This window comes from Nocardia sp. NPDC055053, from assembly GCF_053608285.1.
The window spans coordinates 378,735-396,528 of record NZ_JBSGVD010000001.1 but is presented as its reverse complement, the minus strand read 5'-3'; the positions used below and the strand labels follow the sequence as shown (position 1 = coordinate 396,528).

Below are 17,794 nucleotides of genomic sequence, written 5' to 3'. Positions count from 1 at the left end.
GTTGGACGTGTCCCTGTCGAGTTTGCCGGTGTGGCGCCGGCGGTCCGAAGAAGCAGGCACCCAGGTGGTACTCACCGCGGAGCAGGTCGAGGAGCTGGGGCGCGAGCTGGATGCGGTGCGCGCCCGGTTCGTCGCAGATCTCGGCGAGAAGGACCGCGCGCACATCTACAGGATCATCAAGGTGCAGCGTGGCTTCGAGGTCGCCGGCCGCGGACTGATGTATCTCGGTTCCCGGCGGCCGTTCTGGTTGGCCGCGGTCGGCGCGCTCAGCGTGTCGAAGATCTTGGACAACATGGAAGTAGGCCACAACGTCCTGCACGGCCAATACGACTGGATGCGTGAGCCCGGGGTGAATTCCCGTGACTTCGAATTCGACATGGCGTGCGCGGGCGATCAGTGGAAACACTCGCACAACTTCAAGCATCACACGTACACCAACATCGTCGGGCGTGACCGCGATCTCGGTTACGGCCTCTACCGTATGGACGAGGACCAGGAATGGAAGCCCGCGCATCTCGCGGGACCGATGATGTCGTTCCTGATCATGGTGTTCTTCGAGTGGGCGCTGGCGGTATACGATCTCGAACCCGAGAACATCGCCAAGGGCGATCGTGACTGGAGTGAGGTCAAGCCGCTGATCAAGGGGACTTTGCGCAAGGCAGGACGGCAAGTACTCAAGGACTACCTGGTCTTTCCCGCGCTGACGGGCCCCCTGTTCGTCAAGACATTGTGCGGCAACGCCATTGCCAACGTAGTCCGCAATGTCTGGACGTACTCGATCATCCTCTGCGGTCATTTCCCCACCGGTACACAGACGTTCACCGATGCGGAGACCGCGAACGAGACTCGTGGCGAGTGGTACGTGCGGCAGATGCTGGGTTCCGGCAACATCGACGGCGGCAAGTTGTTCCACATCATGTCCGGACACCTCTCACACCATATCGAGCATCACTTGTTCCCCGACATTCCCGCCCATCGGTATCCGGAAATGTCGGGAGAGGTCAGGGCGGTGTTCGAAAGGCACGGAGTTCCTTACCAGACGGGCGGATTCTTCCGGCGGTTCGGTTCCACGTGGGCGAGGGTGTTCCGGCTCGCGCTCCCACCGAAACTGGTCCGCTCCAAGCCGGTTCCGGGTGTGACGATTCAACGTCGGCTACATCCGACCGCAACGACGATCTTGCCGCGGGCATGACCGGCTTGGCTCTCGCGAAAAGCGTCGACCGCTTGCTCGAGTGGGTAGACGGCCGATATCTGCGAGCGCATCGTTCCCTTCTCGGCGAGCTCGGCAATTCTCTGTAGATCTTCCGCGATCGGCCGGACGAAGACGTAGGTGCCGCCGGCCGAGCGCACCGCGGGATCGGCGACCGATGCCAGCCGCCCGCCCGCTTTCAGCAGTGGTGCGACGGTGCGCAGCGTCCGCTTACCGGCGGCGTCGAGCACGGCGTCGACACCACCGGGAGCGAGAGCGGCGACCGATTCCGCCAGCCCGCGGCGGTAGCCGACCGGCTCGGCTCCCAGCGAACGGAGGAAGTCGTGGTTGTGTTCGCTAGCCGTCCCGATGACACGGGCCCCCAGGTGGACCGCGTATTGGACCGCCATCGAACCAACGCCGCCTGCCGCTCCGTGCACCAGGAGGACTTCACCGTCGCGCACGGCGAGATGGCTCACGCTCTGATACGCGGACAACCCGACCAGTGGGAACGCGGCTGCCTCGGTCCAGCTCAACACCGAGGGTTTCCGGATCACGCAGCGCGCGGGGGCCGAGGTCAGTTCGGCGACGGTTCCGCGCGAGAGGTACTCGTCGTTCGGTACACATCCCATCACTTCGTCGCCCGGTGCGAGATCGCGAACACCGAATCCGACGCGCTCGACGACACCGGAGAAGTCGATTCCCGGAACCACCGGAAATACCGCGTCCATCAAGCTGTCGTACAGGCCTTCGCGGGCCTTCCAATCGAGCGGGTTCACCGCCGCCGCCTTGACCCGGACGAGTACCGAGGAGGGACCCATCTTCGGCTCGGGCAGTTCGCCGTATTCCATGACGTCCGCATCGCCGAAGCCGCGGTAGAAAATTGCCTTCATCGTTGTCTCGTTTCAGATGGTCCAGCGTTGGGCATAGGACATGTGTTTCTGCTCGGCCGTGAAGAGGAATGTCGGATAGGCCGAGCGCATGAAGACTTCTCGCATTCGAACCAGAGCGGGATGCTCCACCGCCGCCATGCGCCCGAGCCACCGGGCGGCCCGCTGCATGCGCGCGGTGCGGGGCCGGCGTTCTTTCTCGTACGCGCGTAGCGCGGATACCGGATCGGCCGGTGCGGCGGCGAGACACTCGGCCAGTTCCACGGCATCTTCCACGGCTTGGCATGCGCCCTGGCCGATGTTGAATGTCATGGGATGTGCCGCGTCCCCGAGCAGGGTGACCCGGCCGATGCCCCACCGGCGGTCCGGCTTTCGGTCGAATGCCTCGCCGCGGATGATGCCCGACGGCGGTGTCGCCGCCAGGATGTCGGTGACGGGTGCTGCCCACCCGCGATGGCGTTCGGTCAGCATGCGCAGGACATCCGGGTCGTGATGGTCGGCGGCCGACCCGTTGGCGACCGACATCCAGTGCACGACCCCCGGTGCCACGTCGTAGTAGACGAACCGGGTTCCGGGACCGAACATCGAGTCGAAGCTGCCCGGCGGAATCATGTGGTGCCGCAGTTGCGCCTTGCCGCGCCAGGCGACATAGCCGTTGTGCCGCGGTGGCCGCGCACCGTGCAGTCCGGCGCGCACCGCGCTGTGGATGCCGTCGGCGCCGATCAGGAGATCGCCGCGTTCGACGTGCCCGTCCTCGAGCCGCACCGTGACACCGTGCTCGTCCTGCGTGAAGTCGACGACACGCGCTCCGGTATGGATACCTCTGCCGCCCAGCGCATCCCGCAATGCCGCGTGCAACGCCGAGCGCTCGACGGCTACGCCGGGCCTGCCGAACTGTGCGGCGAACTCGCCCACCTCCCAGGCGGCCAGTACTTTGCCGCGCCACGTGCGGAAGTGGCAGAGCTGCTGTGCGGCAGACGTTGTCAGTATGCGATCGGCGAGGCCGAGCGCGTCGAGCGCGAGCACCCCGTTGGTCCACAGGTAGACCCCGGCGCCCCCGTCGCGCAGCGCCTGCGCCTGCTCGAAGACGACGGGATCGAATCCCTTGTGCCGCAAGGCCAGCGCTGCGGCCAAGCCGCCGATGCCGCCGCCCGCGATGAGGACTCGGCGGCGAACTGGCTTGTCGATGGGGTGGCCGCGCAGGTGGTGCGTCGAATGAGGCATGGTGTGGCTCCGTCGCTTTCGAGGTCAGTGCCCCGGTGGATGCAGAACGAGGCTGGTGTGCGTGCCACCGAGCGACGAGCTGTTGATCAGTACGGGTCCGGCGGCGGGCTCGTGCCGGAAGGACGTGGCCGCCAGGGCCGCCGCCAGCTGGGCACCCGCACCGATCGGTTCGCCGAGAACCCGTTTCGGGGCATGTCTGCGGCACCGGTCCGGCACGCCGAGACGGTCGATGGCACGTGCTTCCGGCCCGTCGGCGACCCGCAGTCCAGCGGCATTCGTCCAGATCGCCGAGAGCGCAGAAGCGTCGATCCGCGCGTCGGCCAGAGCATGACGCATCGCGCGCTCGATGCCGTGGCCGTAGCGGTCCCAGCGTCCGATCCCGATCGCATCGGAGGTGGTGGCGTACCCACCGAATTCGGCCAGGATCGAGACCCCACGGGCGGCCGCGGTCGACGCTCGCTCGAGCAGCAGCGTGACGCTGCCCTCCGCGAGCAGGTAATCCCACCCGGTCCGGCCGCCGAACAGCGGCACGCCCCGGTAGGCGTCGATGACATGATCGGTCAGTTCGTCGACGGCGGGGCACAGGACGGCGTCGGCCTTGCCGGTGCGCAGCAGGTCGTAGGCGATGGTCAGCGCGGACGCGCCTGCCGCGTGCGCCGCTGTCGCGGTGGATGTCGGTCCCTTGGCTCCGAGCACCATGGCCACCTGGCCCGCCGCCGCGTTGAAGACGGTGTTGGGGAAGACGGCGGGACTGCCCGGGTTGCCCTGCAGGGTCGGCAGGAAGAAGTCCTCGATGCTGCGCATCGGGCCGATTCCGGTACCGAGGACGACGCCGGTCCGCTCGTCGGCTGCCAAGCCCGCGTGCTCGAGCGCCATGCGGCAGGACGCGACCGCGAGCCGGCCGAATCGGTCCATGCGGCGTCGTTCGCGCGGCGTCGTGTACGCATCGAGATCGGCCTCGAGCCGCGCGATCCGCAGGCCGCGCTCCTCGCGGCCGAGGCGGTCTCCCGCGCGAAAGCTCTGCCACAGCTCGTCCGCGCTCATCCCGCCCGGAGCGAGCACACCGAGTCCCGTCACGACGACGGAGTCGGTATCGGCGGGCTGGGGATCTCCGCGTAGCTCGCCCGGCCTGCGGAAGGCGACCGTTGCGTTGGCGCCGCCGAACGCGAAGTTGTTCGACAGCGCGACACCGATATCGGCCGGGTGTGCCGTGCCGGGCGCGGCATCGAGTCCGCAGCGCGGGTCGACCGCGGTGAACCCGGCGGTGGGCGGCGCGAGCTGCTCGCGCAGCGCCAGCACCGTGACGATTCCCTCGACCGCGCCCGCCGCGCCGAGCAGATGCCCGATCATCGACTTGGAGCTGCTCAGGACGACCTTGTCGACAGCGTCGCCCAATGCGGCGCGGACCGCATTGCATTCGGCCGGATCGTTTTTCGGTGTTCCGGTTCCGTGTCCGTTGATGTAGGCGACATCGGTGGGATCGAGCCCGCCGGCGGCGAGCGCGGCACGGATGGCGCGCGCGGCACCCTCGCCCTGCGGATGCGGCGCGGTCGGGTGATAGCCGTCGGCGGACATGCCGTAACCGATCACCTCGGCCAGGATGGGAGCGCCCGCGGCACGGGCGACCGATTCCTCGACGAGGACGAGCATGCCGCTGCCTTCACCGAGCGAGAGGCCGTCGCGGTCGCGCGAGTACGGCGCGCACGGCCGCTCGGACAGGGCCTCCACGCTGTCGAATCCGGCATAGGCGGACTCGGTGAGGGAGTCGCTTCCGCCGACCAGCATCGCGTCGGCGCGTCCGGCGCGAATGACCTCCGTGGCGTGCGCGATCGCGTGGGCACCCGACGCGCACGCGGTGTTGACCGAGATGACCGGTCCCGCGAGTCCGAAGGCCGCGCTCAGTGCCTCGGCCAGGCCGTGCGGGGGTACGAGCATCAGATGCCGGTCGCCGGTGTGGATCGAGGAGCCGTTGCGGGCCCGGTGCAGTGCCTGCTCGCCGCTGAACGTCCCGCCATTGCAGGTTCCGAACGCCACGCCCCAGCGATCAGCTGCGATGGCGATCCCGGCCGCGGCCATGGCCTCCTCGGCCGCGACCAGGGCGAAGTCGAGCGCTGGTTCCGGGTGCTCGATGCCGAGTTCGGTCAGGTAGTCGTAGGCCGGCCGGCGCATGTCCGGCACTTGTCCGCCGATCGAGGTGCGGTATCGATCCAGGGGCAGACCCCGCACGGTCCGGATGGCGACCCGGCCGTCGCGCACGCCTTCCCACAGGGCCTCTGCCCCTGTTCCCTGTGCGGTCACCGCGCCGACGGCCGTGATGACGACGCGTCGCGTCGTGGTGGCTACTTCGTTCATTTCTTCTGTCCTCCTGAGGTTTTCAGCCGGCTTTGCGTAGTGCGACGGCGACGGCCTGGCCGTGCAGGCCGCGGGCCAAGGCGAGCGCTGTCCCCGGTCTCGACTCCCTGGCAGATCCCGGGATCCAGTCCAGATCGCAGCCGGCGGCGGGTGTTTCGAGGTTCCGCGTCGCCGGAACGACACCGGTGTCGAGCGCCAGCGCGGCGACCGCGACGTTCAGCGCCCCCGCGCCGCCGACCAGGTGGCCGGTCTGCGGTTTGACGCTGCTGATCTGCGCGCGGTACGCGTCGTCGCCGAGCGCGTCGTGCAGTGCGCGCGTTTCGCTGATATCGCCCTTGGGCGTGGCGCAGCCGTGGGCGGCGATGTAGCCGGGTGCGTTCTGGTCCGCCGCGTCGGTGAGAGCGCGGCCGATCGCCCTGGCCAGGCCTCTGCCGCGCGGGTGTGGCGCCGCGAGCCGGGTGCCGTCGTTGCCGGAACCCATGCCGGTGACCTCCGCGTAGCACCGCGCCCCGCGCCGCATCGCGTGCTCGCGTTCCTCGAGGACGAGCACCGCCCCGCCCTCGCCGAGTACCGAACCACTGTGGTCACGGTCGAAGGGGCGAAAGGCGCTTTCACACAGGTCGTTTCGCGGGCTGAGCACACCGAGTCCGTCCATCTTCGACATCGACCACCAGGTGACCGCGTCGTCGTAGCCGCCTGCCACGACCTGGTCGGCTTCGCCGCGGCGTATCGCACGCATCCCGCGGCCGATGCCGGTGATCCCGGACTCCGCCGTGCCGGCGAAGAACGCGTTCGGTCCGCGCATGCCGAACTTCTGCGAGATGTGAAAGACCCCGGCGGGCTGCAGCGCTTCGACGTACACCAGCGGCGAGATGAACCGCGAGGCACCTTCGCCGATGCGGCGCAGCGAGAGTTCGCCGTCCGGGGCGCGCAGCCCGGCGATCTTCGTGAACGGCTCCAGTCGCGCCACCTGCTTGTTTCCGCCGAGGAACAGGCCGGTGCGGTAGCCGAGTTCGGCGTCGGCGAGACCGGCATCCTCGAGTGCGAGTGTCGCGGCGGCGATCGCGAACTGATCGCCGCGGTTGGCCATGCGCAACGAGCGGCGCGAGACGAAACGGGTCGGGTCGAAGCCGGTGATCTCGGCGCCGAGCCGGGTCCGCAGCGGCGCGGGGTCATAGCCGCGCAGCGGACCGATCGCCGTTCTTCCCTCGACGATCGCCTCCCACGTGCGCGCCCAGCCTTCGCCCAGCGCCGTGATCAGCCCGATTCCGGTGACTACTACGCGACGCTCGGTCATGTCCGCGCCTCCGGTTCGAGCGCGCTCATCTCCAGCGAGCGTGCCGAGGCGACCAGCCTGCCCTCGACGCGGGCCTCGGCCTTCCAGCGACTCGTGTCTCCCGCGTGTTCGAGCAGTTCGACGGTGATGATCACCTGGTCGCCCGGCACCACGAACTGCCGGAAGCGCAGGCCGCGCACCGAGCGCAGCCGCCACGGGCCACCCGCGGTCGTCGCGGCGAGCGCGGCCATGCTTTCGAGCATCAGCACGCCCGGCAGGATCGGCCGGCGCGGAAAATGCGTGCTGAACAGCGGCAGGGTGCCCGCGATATTGCACAGTGCGACGCCGTGCCTGCCCGGCTGTAGTTCGAGGATGCGGTCGAGGCCGGACTCGGCTGTGGTGTCCGACTCGGTGACGATGGTGGTCATTGCTGCTCCCTTCGTCGCCGGTCCGGGCTCGATGCGCCGACGACAAGACTGGTGTTGGTTCCGCCGAAGGCGAAGGCGTTGACAAGAGCCGCGGCGACCGTCGTGTGCCTGGCTCGCAGCGGGACGTAATCGAGGTCGAGGCCGCGGTCGGGCCGATCGAGGTTGACCGTCGGCGGTACCAGCGACTCGCGCATGGCGCCGATCGCGACGAGGACGTTGAGCGCGGCGGCCGCCCCGGTCAGATGGCCGGTCATGGACTTGGGTGAACTGACAACGAGCCGGTAGGCGTCATCGCCGAACACCTGCTTGATGGCCGCGGTTTCCGCCGCGTCGTTGCTCACGGTCCCCGTGCCGTGGGCGACGACGTAGTCGATACCCGCTGTGCCGAGGCCGGATTCCGCGATCGCCGCCGCCATCGCCTGGATGGCGCCCGACCCGTCCGGCGGGGAATCGGTGATTCGCCACGCGTTCATCGTCGAGCCGTAGCCGAGGACTTCGGCGTGGATCCGGGCCCCCCTCGCCCGCGCCGACTCCAGTTCCTCCAGGACGAACACGACCGCGCCCTCGCCGACGACGAAGCCGGAGCGGTCCGCGTCGAACGGACGCGACGCCGACCGCGGATCGTCGTTGTGGCGCTCGGTCATGGCCCCGAGCAGGCTGAACCCGAGGATGTCGATCCAGCTGGTGAGCGACTCGTACCCGCCCGCCACCATCAGCTCCACGTCACCCTCCTGGATCAGGCGGAAGGCCTCGCCGATGGCGTGCCCGGAGCTGGAGCAGGCGGTGCTGATGCCGACCATCGGCCCCGTCGCGCCGATCATGCGCGTCATCGCGTCGAGCGGTGTGTTCTGATCGGCGGCATAGACGGTCTTCGGCGATTGCACCAGGAACGAGTCCGACTCGGTTTCCCGCAGGAGCCCGACGTCGATCAAGTACCGCAGATCGGGCCGCTCCACCGTGGCGCCCATCGCGACACCCATCCGGTCCGCGTCGTAGGTGTCGCGTCCGGCGCCGGCGTCACGCAGGGCTTCGGCTACCGCGGCGAGGCCGAAACACCCCGCGCGCGAATAGATCCGGTGGTCGGGATCGCCGGGTATCGCGGCCTTCGGGTCGAAGCCGTCCGGTACCTGGCCCGCGATGCGGATCGGGAAACCCTCGGTGTCGAAGGTCGTCAGCGGGCCGATTCCGCTGACCCCCGCCGCCAGGTTTCGCCACGTGGTTGCGGCGTCGGTGCCGAGCGGCGTCACGGCACCGACGCCGGTGATCACGACGCGCCTCATCCGATCGGGCCTTCCCCGAGCAGCTGCCCCGCCATGCGCGCGGTGTCGGCCGGATCATCGAGGCGTTCGGCATCGATCAACGCGCACATGATGTTTCGCGCGTCGAGGACCTTCTGGCCCGCCACCTCCGCATAGCCGTCGACGATCGCCGCGTTGTCCTGGATGGAGACGACTTCGGCGTGCAGCCGCAGGATGTCGCCCGGGACGATGTCGCGATGCAGGGTGACCTCACCGACCGTCAGCAACGCCGCGCGCAGGCGGTGATCGGAGCTCAGCAGCACCAGCCACGCCCCCGCCTGGCACAGGGATTCCAGTGCGAGCCCGAACGGCATCGCCGACCCGTCTTCGCCTCGCTGCCAGTAGGATTCGCGCACCGAGGTCGCCTTGCGCGCCGTGATCCGCCGCATCGGCTCCCAGGATTCGATCCGGTCGATGAGATGAAAACGCATGGTCAGCTCGCCTCTTTGAGGAAGGACATGGCGGTCGCGCCGGAGAAGAACGCCACCTGCGCGCCTATCCCGCCGTCGACATGGACGAGTTCGCCGGTCATGTAGTCGGCGTCAGGGCAGGCCAGGAATGCCGCGACGGTGGCGAGTTGTTCGGTGGTTCCGTACCGGCGCAACGGAATCTGTACCGCCCCCTTGCCGTTGTCGTGACTCAGCAGGCCGCTGATCAGGTCGGTGGGAACAACCCCGCCCAGCACGGCATTGACCCGGATTCCGAAGCGCGCCAGTTCCATTGCCGACGAGCGGGTGAAGGCGTTGAGCGCACCCTTCGACGCCGAATAGGCCGACTGGCCGGGACGCGCCGAGACGCCCATGACCGAGGAGATGTTCACGATGGATCCGCTGCGCTGGGCCATGAAATGTGGCGCGGCAGCCCGCGTGGTGTTGACGGTGCCGCCGAGATTGACCCGCAACACCTCCCACCAGTCGTCGTCGGTCATCTTCCAGAGCAGACCGTCGTTGGTGATGCCGGCGTTGTTGACCAGCACGTCCAGACCGCCGAGCTGGTTCATGGTCTCCGCGACGAGATCCTGCGCCGCCGTGGCGTCGGACACGTCGGCGCCGATGGCGACGGCGCACCCGCCGCGATCCTCGATCTCGCGCACGACCTCGAGTGCCTCGGCTTCGCGTGCGCGATAGTTGACGGCCACCGCCGCACCGCGTTGCGCCAGTGTCGTCGCGATTGCTTTCCCGATCCCGCGGGAGGCGCCGGTGACCAGCGCGACCTTGCCTTCGAAGGGCAGCATCAGATCTCCTCCGCTCGCGCGCGATCGAGGACCAGATCCAGGAGGTTCTGGACCGTGAACAGGCCGACCAGCTGTTCGGCCGTCAGCGGGCCCGACAGTCGCGTGCGATCGAATTGCGGTAGCGCCATTTCCAGTCGCGCGAGACCCGCTTCGGTGACGACGTCGTCGTCGAAGAGGCTGGCGCCCTCGGGGCCGCGCATCAGCGCCTCCATATCGGCTACGGAGACCTTGATCCCGGACTCGCGCTGGATGCGGAACAGGATGTCGAGCATGTCGATCGATTCCGCGCCGAGGTCATCGACCAGGCTCGCCTCGGCGACGACCTCCGCCTCGTCGATGCCCAGTGCGTCCGCGACGGCGAACTGGATGATCGGGAACAGATCCTGGGTGGTGTGGGTCATGGTGAATTTCCTTTCCTTGGGGGTTTTGATTCAGTAGGTCTGTATGACGGCGGACACTCGGCGCTTGTCGTTGGTGCTGCGCACCGAGGCGCCGCTGACCATCCGGTTGGCCAGTCCGCTGAGGACCCGGCCCGGCCCGATCTCGACGTAGTCGGTGACGCCATGTCGCTGTGCGGCGGTGAGCACATCGACCCACCGCACCGGCCCGGCCAGCTGGCAGCGCAGCAGCCACTTGGCCTCCGCGGCGGTGGCCACCGGCGCGCCGGTGACGGAGCTGAGAACCGGAAGCCGCGGTGTCGCGAAGTCGTAGCGGTCCAATTCGGCCGCGAACTCGTCTTCGATCTCGTGCATCAGCGAGCAGTGGAACGGCGCGCTCACGTCGAGCTCGACAACCCGTTCGGCGCCGTACCCGAGGGCGATACGAGCTGCTCGAGCCACGGCGTCTCGGGTACCGGAGATCACCGTCTGCCCGGCCTCGTTGTGGTTGGCGACCTCGGCGACTCCGTCGGCGCGAAGGCCGCCGCAGATCATCTCGATCACTTCCACCGGCAACCCGAAGATCGCCACCATGGCTCCGGAGACCCTGTCGGACACCCGGGCCATCAGCTCGCCGCGGCGGCGAACGAGGCCGAACGCGTCCGGCGGTGCCAGCACCCCGGCGGCGACCAGCGCGGTGTACTCGCCCAGGCTGTGTCCGGTCACCAGCGCGGGGCGAAAGCCCTTCTCGCTCAGTACTTCAAGAATCGCCAGGCTGGTCGCGACAATCGCGGGCTGCGCGATTTCGGTACGGCCGATATCGGTGGCCGAACCGGAAACGCACAATTCGGTGAGCGAGAATCCGAGCGTCCGGTCGGCTATGTCGAATACCCGGCCCGCGGCTTCCGGATAATGGGAGAGCAGAAACTCCGCCATACCGGCGCGCTGTGAGCCTTGCCCCGGAAACATTCCGAGCGCTTTCGGTGTGCTGGACAATGCCGTTCTCCTTCCCGCTGCGCTGTGCTGCGAACAACAACCAGCCTGGTCGGCCCGAGCGCGGGAAACATCAACCGCTGGTGGGGTGCCTGCCGACACCAGGGGGTGGCTCTTCTCACCCCGAAGGAGGAGGTCACGGCGCCGGGTGTGCCCTCTGCCAGCCGAACAGGTGATGTATTCGACGCTCGGATCGGACATGCTCAGAAGAGCGCCCGGAAGGGTGTGGTCCACAGAGATATGGAGTCGGAAATGGATATTTTTACATTGTTGTTCAGTTGGCTGGCCCCACTGCTGGGAAGCCTTTTCAGCGGACCCGGTCTCGAGCCCCCGGGATAGGCGAGACCATTGACGTTTCCTGTGCGAGTCGCCTCGTCCGACGTAGGATGAGGCGACGCCGTGTCTCGGCTGCTCTACGGATCTGATCGCCCCCGCCGCGTACCGAAGGAGTGAGGAATCCGATGGCTCGATTGACGCCGGTAAATGCGGCCTGGCCCGCACTGAAGGTCGATTCCTGGTCCGACACCCGCGACACCCTGCACATGTGGACCCAGATCATCGGCAAACTGAAGATGGCGGGCACGCCGCTGATCAACCACTGGTGGAATGTCACCTTCGCGGTCAGCGCGCGCGGGCTCTCGACCGGTGCGATCCCCGTCGACGGCCGCCTGCTCGACATCGAATTCGATTTCCTCGACCACGAACTCGTGCTGCGCACCAGCGACGGCCGCCACGCCACCATCGCCCTGCGTCCGCGTACGGTCGCCGATTTCTATGCCGAGCTGGGTCATGTGCTCGGCCGCCTGGACGCCGTGGTCGATATCGAGGCCTCGCCGAACGAAGTCGACCCCGCGATCCCCTTCGCCGAGGACACCACCCACTATTCCTACGATGGCGATGCCGTCACCCTGTTCTGGCAGCAGCTCGTCCAGATCCAGCGGGTCTTCCAGCTCTGGCGCGCCGGTTTCGCCGGGAAATCCAGTCCGGTGCAGGTCTTCTGGGGTTCCCTCGACCTGGCCTGCACCCGCTTCTCCGGCCGCACCGCCCCCCTGCACCCCGGCGGCGCCCCCAACTGCGCCGACTGGGTCATGGAAGAGGCCTACTCCCGCGAATGCGCCAGCGCCGGCTTCTGGGCAGGCGGCGCCGAAGGCACCTTCTACGCCTACGCCTACCCCGCCCCGCACGGCTACTCCACCCGCCCCGCAGGCCCCGACGGCGCCGAATGGGACGCCACCCTGGGCGAATTCGTCCTCCCCTACGACATAGTCCGCCAATCCCCCGACCCCGACGCCACCCTCCTGAACTTCCTCGACACCACCTACGCCGCCGCCGCCGACCTGGCCAAGTGGGACCGCAAACTCCTCGACGTCAACCCCCACCGCCTCGACCGCGTCCTGCACACCGACGCCACGACGGCACTCTGAGCGGTAGTCGAGGTGTGCCGATCCGGAAACGCGAAACCGGTGTGAGCCATCGAGGCTCGCACCGGTTTCGCGTTGTCTACCAGCTCACCGACTCACCGCGGTGGTGGCCTGAATTCGCCGGGCTGCCCGACCTCCGAGATCTCAGGCGGATCCGGCTGATCTTGCTCGTTCGTCGCACCGCGAAGTCGCGCGATGCCGTTGTCGAGGTCGACTCCCAGCGGATCAGCAGCGCTGTCGAGCTGCTCACCACGCATCTCGAGGCTTCGAATCTCCTGCTGCGTGTGCTGGCTCGACGGGGCAAACAATGCCTGCAACTCACCGAAAAGGCCTGCGGCGCCGCCGGTGCCGAACTCGCCTCGGGAGCCAACCCAGCCCCGAGCTTCGGCTAAGCCGAGCAGCCGGTCAAGGACCACACCGAACACAACAAGGCCGACGACCATCCACAGCAACGACATGCACACCCCTATGTCCGTGGTATCGACGGTACCCCTGGAGCGCTTGTCGTCGACTGCGTCCTGCACACCGACGACACAGCGTCACTCTGAACTCGCGCCGGATCCGGCTTCATGCCGACCACACGCGATAGGTGGCGTCGGCGATCTTGCCCCAGCCGAGCCCGGTCAGTCCGGCGATGATGTCGAAGATGAAGTCCTCGTCGATGTCGGCTTCGAGCCGGGCTTCGTCGGGGAGTACGCCGCCCGTTTCGTCGGCGAGCTCGCCCGCCGAGTAGATGATTCGCCGAATCGGCTGTCCGCCGGAGTACCACCCGAATCCGTAGGTGTCCGACACGCTGTGGGCGGCATAGGCGAGTGCGCGGCGGGTTCCCGAGAGCGCGAGGACCGCGTCGTCGTCGAAGGTCACCAGGATGTGCGGATCCAGGATCGACGTCCACCCGTCGGCCTCGGCGACCGCGTAGTCGACCGGACGCGAGAACGCCTGCGCCAGATCGACGGCCTCGCCGCTGTCTTCGGGATGCCCTGGCAACCGCGCCGCGTCGATCGTCCCTTCGACGAGCAGTCCGTTCGCTGTCCAGCCCATGGCTCCCTCGCTTCCGCCTGCCCCGCGGCACGCGACGGTGTCACCCTAGCCAGCCGCCCTGACAACTCCCCGCAACGAAAAACCGGTGCGAGTCTTCGCGACTCGCACCGGTTTCGTCATCTACCAGCTCACTCGAGCTCGGCGCTGGTCTTTCCGAGGACGCGGCGGGCGACGATCAGCTGCTGGATCTGCTGGGTGCCTTCGAAGATGTCGAGGATCTTGTGAGCAAGATTTCCGCTCCTCGCGAAACGCCTCGAAAAGTTGCTCTGAGCTGGGATTTGGGTTCTGGTACCTCCTGCCAATTCCGGGCCTTTCTGACCTCTTACGGCCTGTGGACGGCCTGGAATCAGCGCACGCGCACTGGGCGCTATGGCCTCCAGCGGCCTCGGTACCACGATCACGAAGGACGAAGCGATTGGACGTCTGCGGTGGACCGCGCCCAGATACAGTGTTCCAGTTGGCTATTCAGCGGCGGCAAACTGGAGATTTCAATGGATTCAGCAGTGATTGCGGCCGCAGCGAGCGTCAGCACGGCAGTGATCGCTTTGGTGGCGGCAGGCCTGGTCGTCTGGCAGGTCACTGAGATGCGGCGGGCAACCTACGCCTCGGCATTCAAGGTAGTGCATGACCTGCTGCAAGCTGAGGAGCTGCGCCAGGATCGTAGGTTTGTGATGACACAGCTGAGAGCTCGTCCACTCGCGACGTGGACAGAGGCCGAGATCGTCCGAGCTGAACGGGTGTGTGCGAGCTACGACAGCGTTGGTGTGATGTGCCGAATGCGCTTCATCCCTATCGACGTGGTGGCTGACCCGTGGTGCGATTCGATCCGAACCTCCTGGAGCGTCCTGCGCCCGCTGATCGAGAAGTACCGATCTGAGCGCGGGGCACCTGAGTTTTGGTGTGACTACCAGCGGTTGGCGGGTCGCGCCAACGAACTGCACGGCCAGCGGCAACAGGTGGCATGACTGGGTGGCCACGCCCAATTCCACCCGCTGGTCTACGTTCAGCAGTTCACCGCCGGGCCCTCGTCGGGGTCGCGTCAACAGCTCGGGTCGATGCTGTGGGAGCTGGCGGGGAGTTCCGATTGCCTGCGGCTGCTCTCACGTGGCGTCCCGGTCAAGGAGCTCGCCGACTACCTCGGCCACGAAGATCCGGGCTCCACCCTTCGGGTGTACACACACCGCTCTCGTCCAGTCATGAGCGCGCCCGCCAGACCGTCGACGAGTCGGCCCACATCTGGGAGCGTCCTCCCGCCAACGGCCTGGAAGCGGCCTGAGTGACCATGATCCCGAAACGGCCGGTCTCCGAAAACAGAAATCCGGTGCGAGTCAGCAAGTCGACTCGCACCGGATTTCCGTTGTCTACCAGCTCACTTGAGTTCGGCGCTGGTCTTTCCGAGGACGCGGCGGGCGACGATCAGCTGCTGGATCTGCTGGGTGCCTTCGAAGATGTCGAGGATCTTCGAGTCGCGGCCCCACTTCTCCAGGAGCAGGCGCTGGGAGTAGCCCAGGGTGCCTGCGAGTTCGACGGCCTTGAGGGTGACGTCGGTGCCGGTGCGGCCTGCCTTGGCCTTGGACATGGAAGCCTCGAGGGAGTTGGGCTTCTTGTTGTCGGCCATCCAGGCGGCGCGCAGGGCCAGCAGGTAGGCCGACTCGTAATCGGCTTCCATGCGCAGGAATTCGGCCGCGGCGGCGTGCTGGTTCATCGCGGGGGTGTCGTAGGAGATCTCGACACCGGCCTCGGTGAGGATGGTGCGCAGTTCCTCGAGCGCGGCGCGGGCGACACCGATGGCCATGGCGGCGACCAGCGGGCGGGTGTTGTCGAAGGTCTGCATGACCCCGGCAAAGCCCTTCTCCACGTTGACTTCCGGCGAGCCGAGGATGTTGTCGGCCGGGATGCGGCAGTCCTGCAGCAGCAGCACGGCGGTGTCGGAGGCCTTGATGCCGAGCTTGTGCTCGAGCCGCGCCACCGACAGTCCAGGAGCGTCGCGCGGGACGACGAACGACTTGATCGCCGCGCGGCCCAGGCTCTTGTCGACCGAGGCCCACACCACGATGTGGGTGGAGCGCTCACCGGCGGTGACGAAGATCTTCTCGCCGTTGAGGACCCACTCGTCACCGTCGAGGACGGCGGTGGTGGTGACCGCGGCGGAGTCGGAACCGAACGACGGCTCGGTGATGGCCATCGAGGCCCACACCTTGCCGAAGCGGGACAGCTGCTCGTCGGTGGCGACCGCGGCGATCGCGGCATTGCCCAGGCCCTGGTAGGGGATGGTCAGCATCAGGCCGACGTCGCCCCACGAGGTCTCGAGCGCGTTGAGCAGCGCGGACATGTTGCCGCCGTTGGCATTGGCGAGGATGTCGGTCTCGCCCGCCTCGTCGTTGCGGCCGCCCGCGGCGCCGCCGATCTTCTGGGTGCCGGAGTCGGCGAGCCCCTCGACCATGGCGGCCATGGTGTCGAGCTCGACCGGGTACGCGTGCTCGGCGAGATCGTACTTGCGGGAGATGGGACGGAAGATCTGCGAGGCGACCTGGTGGGCCTGGTTGGCGCTCGCCTTCAGCTTCTTGGGGAGTTCGAGGTTGATCATGGAATTCTCCTGGGTATCGAAGACGGACCGGCTAGACCAGCACCACGCCCTCGGCAACGCCGACGGCTCGCAGGTCGCGGTACCACCGCTCGACCGGGTGTTCCTTGGTGAAGCCGTGGCCGCCGAGCAGCTGCACGCCGTCCAGGCCGATCTGCATGCCCTTGTCGGTGGCGAGCTTGCGCGCCAGCGCCGCCTCGCGGGCGAACGACAGACCCTGCTCCGCGCGTGACGCACCCCGCAGGGTCACGAGGCGGAGACCGTCGAGCTCGATCGCCATGTTGGCCACCATGAACGCGACCGCCTGGCGGTGCGAGATGGGCTCGCCGAACGCTTCGCGCTCGTTCACGTACGGGATCACGTAGTCGAGCACGGCCTGGCCGGTGCCGATCGCCAGCGACGACCAGCCGAGGCGGGCCAGCTGCACCGCGTCGGCGTACTCGTCGGCGCGCGCCTTGGCGTCACCGTCGCCGAGCACGGCGTCGGCGCCGACGGCCACGTTGTCCAGGATCAGGCGACCGAGGCCCGCGGCGCGCAGACCCATGCTCGGGTCGGCCTCGACGGACAGACCGGCGGAGTCGGACTCCACGATGAACAGCGCGGGGCGCCCGTCGAGCTCGGCGGCCACGATGAACAGTTCGGCATCGGCGGCGGCCGGGACCAGGCTCTTCACACCGTTGAGGCGGAAGCCGCTGGGGGAGCGGGTGGCCTTGGTCTGCAGGGTGAAGGGGTCGAACAGCGCGCGCGGCTCGTTGATCACCACGGAAGCCTGCGGCACGTTCTCGCCGGTGAAGGCGGGCAGGTAGGTCTGCTGCTGCGCGTCGGTGCCCCACTGCGACAGGGCGACGGCCACGCCGCTGGGCGCCAGGATCGGCAGCGCCAGACCCATGTCGCCGTGGGCGAGGGCCTCGGCCACCAGGGAATTGGTGACGGCGCCACGCTCGCTGGCCGCGCCTTCCAGTTCCTCTGGCACGTTGATCAGGGTGATGCCGAGTTCGGCGGCGCGCTCGAGCAGGTCACGCGGCGCCTTGGCCGCGTTGTCGGCCTCGTAGGCGGCCGGGCGCAGGATCTCGCCGGCGAAGTCCTTCACGGTCTCGACGATCATCTGCTGCTCGTCGGACGGGGTGAGGTCGAAGTAGTCCTTGGTCTTGGCCTCGTTGTCGTCGAGGCGTTTCGGCTGACCGCCGCCGGTGGCCTTGGCGAAGGTACGAGTGGCCGCGCCAAGGGTGCGGAAACCGGTCTTGGTGCCCTCGTAGGTGACGCGTTCGATGGGCTTGCGCAGGTTGTACTTCTCGGCGAGCTCCGACCCGGTAATGGTCGTCAAAGCGCGCATCGCGGCGCCCATCCAGTCCCGCTTGGGCTGGCTGAGACCGACCGCGGACGTGTCGTTCGGACGTCGCTTCGTCGCGCTGTCTCGAGTGCTCATCATCACCTGATTTCCTCGGCTGTCGGGGCGCTGGTGGCCCCAGCTATCTTACTCCTCGGTA

At 67.7% G+C, this 17,794-nt stretch carries 17 protein-coding genes; 3 read left to right on the top strand and 14 right to left on the bottom strand.

What is annotated here, in order from left to right:
* The first annotated feature begins 7 nt into the window (after window positions 1-7).
* Window positions 8-1,192, top strand: coding sequence for a fatty acid desaturase family protein (locus tag ACWF82_RS01785; protein ID WP_452496999.1), 1,185 nt, complete (start codon window positions 8-10; stop codon window positions 1,190-1,192).
* Here ACWF82_RS01785 and ACWF82_RS01780 read toward each other — a convergent pair.
* From ACWF82_RS01780 to fabD, 10 genes are read right to left on the bottom strand one after another with little or no spacing between them, the layout of a single operon-like run.
* Window positions 1,144-2,082 (bottom strand): NADP-dependent oxidoreductase, encoded by a 939-nt coding sequence (locus ACWF82_RS01780; protein WP_452496936.1) that lies wholly within the window; start codon window positions 2,080-2,082, stop codon window positions 1,144-1,146. The genes ACWF82_RS01785 and ACWF82_RS01780 overlap by 49 nt on opposite strands.
* Window positions 2,083-2,094: 12 nt before the next feature.
* Complete coding sequence (locus ACWF82_RS01775; protein ID WP_452496934.1) at window positions 2,095-3,303, bottom strand: FAD-dependent oxidoreductase; 1,209 nt, start codon at window positions 3,301-3,303, stop codon at window positions 2,095-2,097.
* Window positions 3,304-3,327: 24 nt separating this feature from the next.
* Window positions 3,328-5,655 (bottom strand): beta-ketoacyl synthase N-terminal-like domain-containing protein, encoded by a 2,328-nt coding sequence (locus tag ACWF82_RS01770; protein ID WP_452496932.1) that lies wholly within the window; start codon window positions 5,653-5,655, stop codon window positions 3,328-3,330.
* A gap of 22 nt (window positions 5,656-5,677) precedes the next feature.
* Complete coding sequence (locus ACWF82_RS01765) at window positions 5,678-6,952, bottom strand: beta-ketoacyl-[acyl-carrier-protein] synthase family protein (protein WP_452496931.1); 1,275 nt, start codon at window positions 6,950-6,952, stop codon at window positions 5,678-5,680.
* The gene (locus ACWF82_RS01760) at window positions 6,949-7,359 is read right to left on the bottom strand and encodes a 3-hydroxyacyl-ACP dehydratase FabZ family protein (protein ID WP_452496929.1); all 411 of its coding nucleotides are present in this window, start codon (window positions 7,357-7,359) and stop codon (window positions 6,949-6,951) included. The genes ACWF82_RS01765 and ACWF82_RS01760 overlap by 4 nt, the downstream gene beginning before the upstream one ends.
* On the bottom strand, window positions 7,356-8,639 hold the full coding sequence (locus ACWF82_RS01755) for a beta-ketoacyl-[acyl-carrier-protein] synthase family protein (RefSeq protein ID WP_452496927.1): 1,284 nt from the start codon (window positions 8,637-8,639) through the stop codon (window positions 7,356-7,358). Before ACWF82_RS01755 ends, ACWF82_RS01760 begins: the two co-directional genes overlap by 4 nt.
* A complete protein-coding gene (locus tag ACWF82_RS01750) occupies window positions 8,636-9,088 on the bottom strand; it encodes a hypothetical protein (protein WP_452496925.1) in 453 nt (150 codons plus the stop codon). The genes ACWF82_RS01755 and ACWF82_RS01750 overlap by 4 nt, the downstream gene beginning before the upstream one ends.
* 2 nt (window positions 9,089-9,090) lie before the next feature.
* The gene (locus ACWF82_RS01745; protein WP_452496923.1) at window positions 9,091-9,891 is read right to left on the bottom strand and encodes an SDR family NAD(P)-dependent oxidoreductase; all 801 of its coding nucleotides are present in this window, start codon (window positions 9,889-9,891) and stop codon (window positions 9,091-9,093) included.
* A complete protein-coding gene (locus ACWF82_RS01740) occupies window positions 9,891-10,292 on the bottom strand; it encodes a phosphopantetheine-binding protein (RefSeq protein ID WP_452496921.1) in 402 nt (133 codons plus the stop codon). The genes ACWF82_RS01745 and ACWF82_RS01740 overlap by 1 nt, the downstream gene beginning before the upstream one ends.
* 30 nt (window positions 10,293-10,322) lie before the next feature.
* Window positions 10,323-11,264 (bottom strand): ACP S-malonyltransferase, encoded by a 942-nt coding sequence (gene fabD / locus ACWF82_RS01735; protein WP_452496919.1) that lies wholly within the window; start codon window positions 11,262-11,264, stop codon window positions 10,323-10,325.
* A 458-nt stretch (window positions 11,265-11,722) separates the two neighbouring features.
* On the opposite strand from fabD, the gene ACWF82_RS01730 reads away from it, so the two are divergent.
* Window positions 11,723-12,685 carry a DUF5996 family protein gene (locus ACWF82_RS01730; protein WP_452496918.1) on the top strand — a complete coding sequence of 321 codons (963 nt, stop codon included), beginning with the start codon at window positions 11,723-11,725 and terminating at the stop codon, window positions 12,683-12,685.
* A gap of 92 nt (window positions 12,686-12,777) precedes the next feature.
* On the opposite strand, the gene ACWF82_RS01725 is transcribed toward ACWF82_RS01730, so the two are convergent.
* A complete protein-coding gene (locus ACWF82_RS01725) occupies window positions 12,778-13,140 on the bottom strand; it encodes a DUF6191 domain-containing protein (protein ID WP_452496916.1) in 363 nt (120 codons plus the stop codon).
* 109 nt (window positions 13,141-13,249) lie between these two features.
* Entirely contained in the window at window positions 13,250-13,723 is a 474-nt protein-coding gene (locus ACWF82_RS01720) for a hypothetical protein (RefSeq protein WP_452496914.1), read from the bottom strand.
* Between the two features lie 221 nt (window positions 13,724-13,944).
* On the opposite strand from ACWF82_RS01720, the gene ACWF82_RS01715 reads away from it, so the two are divergent.
* Window positions 13,945-14,688 (top strand): DUF4760 domain-containing protein, encoded by a 744-nt coding sequence (locus tag ACWF82_RS01715; protein ID WP_452496912.1) that lies wholly within the window; start codon window positions 13,945-13,947, stop codon window positions 14,686-14,688.
* A gap of 404 nt (window positions 14,689-15,092) precedes the next feature.
* Here the strand turns inward: ACWF82_RS01715 and ACWF82_RS01710 are convergent, their stop codons facing one another.
* Both ACWF82_RS01710 and ACWF82_RS01705 read right to left on the bottom strand, forming a co-directional pair.
* The gene (locus ACWF82_RS01710) at window positions 15,093-16,310 is read right to left on the bottom strand and encodes an acyl-CoA dehydrogenase family protein (protein WP_452496910.1); all 1,218 of its coding nucleotides are present in this window, start codon (window positions 16,308-16,310) and stop codon (window positions 15,093-15,095) included.
* Window positions 16,311-16,341: 31 nt separating this feature from the next.
* The gene (locus tag ACWF82_RS01705; RefSeq protein ID WP_452496908.1) at window positions 16,342-17,736 is read right to left on the bottom strand and encodes an acyl-CoA dehydrogenase family protein; all 1,395 of its coding nucleotides are present in this window, start codon (window positions 17,734-17,736) and stop codon (window positions 16,342-16,344) included.
* Window positions 17,737-17,794: the final 58 nt, after the last annotated feature.

Bases quoted from the DNA above. Each gene is read 5' to 3' on its own strand.
- ACWF82_RS01745 (WP_452496923.1), bottom strand. From the start codon at position 9,891: ATGCTGCCCTTCGAAGGCAAGGTCGCGCTGGTCACCGGCGCCTCCCGC.
- ACWF82_RS01765 (WP_452496931.1), bottom strand. From the start codon at position 6,952: ATGACCGAGCGTCGCGTAGTAGTCACCGGAATCGGGCTGATCACGGCG.
- ACWF82_RS01705 (WP_452496908.1), bottom strand. From the start codon at position 17,736: ATGATGAGCACTCGAGACAGCGCGACGAAGCGACGTCCGAACGACACG.
- ACWF82_RS01780 (WP_452496936.1), bottom strand. From the start codon at position 2,082: ATGAAGGCAATTTTCTACCGCGGCTTCGGCGATGCGGACGTCATGGAA.
- ACWF82_RS01750 (WP_452496925.1), bottom strand. From the start codon at position 9,088: ATGCGTTTTCATCTCATCGACCGGATCGAATCCTGGGAGCCGATGCGG.
- ACWF82_RS01775 (WP_452496934.1), bottom strand. From the start codon at position 3,303: ATGCCTCATTCGACGCACCACCTGCGCGGCCACCCCATCGACAAGCCA.
- ACWF82_RS01770 (WP_452496932.1), bottom strand. From the start codon at position 5,655: ATGAACGAAGTAGCCACCACGACGCGACGCGTCGTCATCACGGCCGTC.
- ACWF82_RS01725 (WP_452496916.1), bottom strand. From the start codon at position 13,140: ATGTCGTTGCTGTGGATGGTCGTCGGCCTTGTTGTGTTCGGTGTGGTC.
- ACWF82_RS01730 (WP_452496918.1), top strand. From the start codon at position 11,723: ATGGCTCGATTGACGCCGGTAAATGCGGCCTGGCCCGCACTGAAGGTC.
- ACWF82_RS01740 (WP_452496921.1), bottom strand. From the start codon at position 10,292: ATGACCCACACCACCCAGGATCTGTTCCCGATCATCCAGTTCGCCGTC.
- ACWF82_RS01710 (WP_452496910.1), bottom strand. From the start codon at position 16,310: ATGATCAACCTCGAACTCCCCAAGAAGCTGAAGGCGAGCGCCAACCAG.
- ACWF82_RS01720 (WP_452496914.1), bottom strand. From the start codon at position 13,723: ATGGGCTGGACAGCGAACGGACTGCTCGTCGAAGGGACGATCGACGCG.
- ACWF82_RS01755 (WP_452496927.1), bottom strand. From the start codon at position 8,639: ATGAGGCGCGTCGTGATCACCGGCGTCGGTGCCGTGACGCCGCTCGGC.
- ACWF82_RS01760 (WP_452496929.1), bottom strand. From the start codon at position 7,359: ATGACCACCATCGTCACCGAGTCGGACACCACAGCCGAGTCCGGCCTC.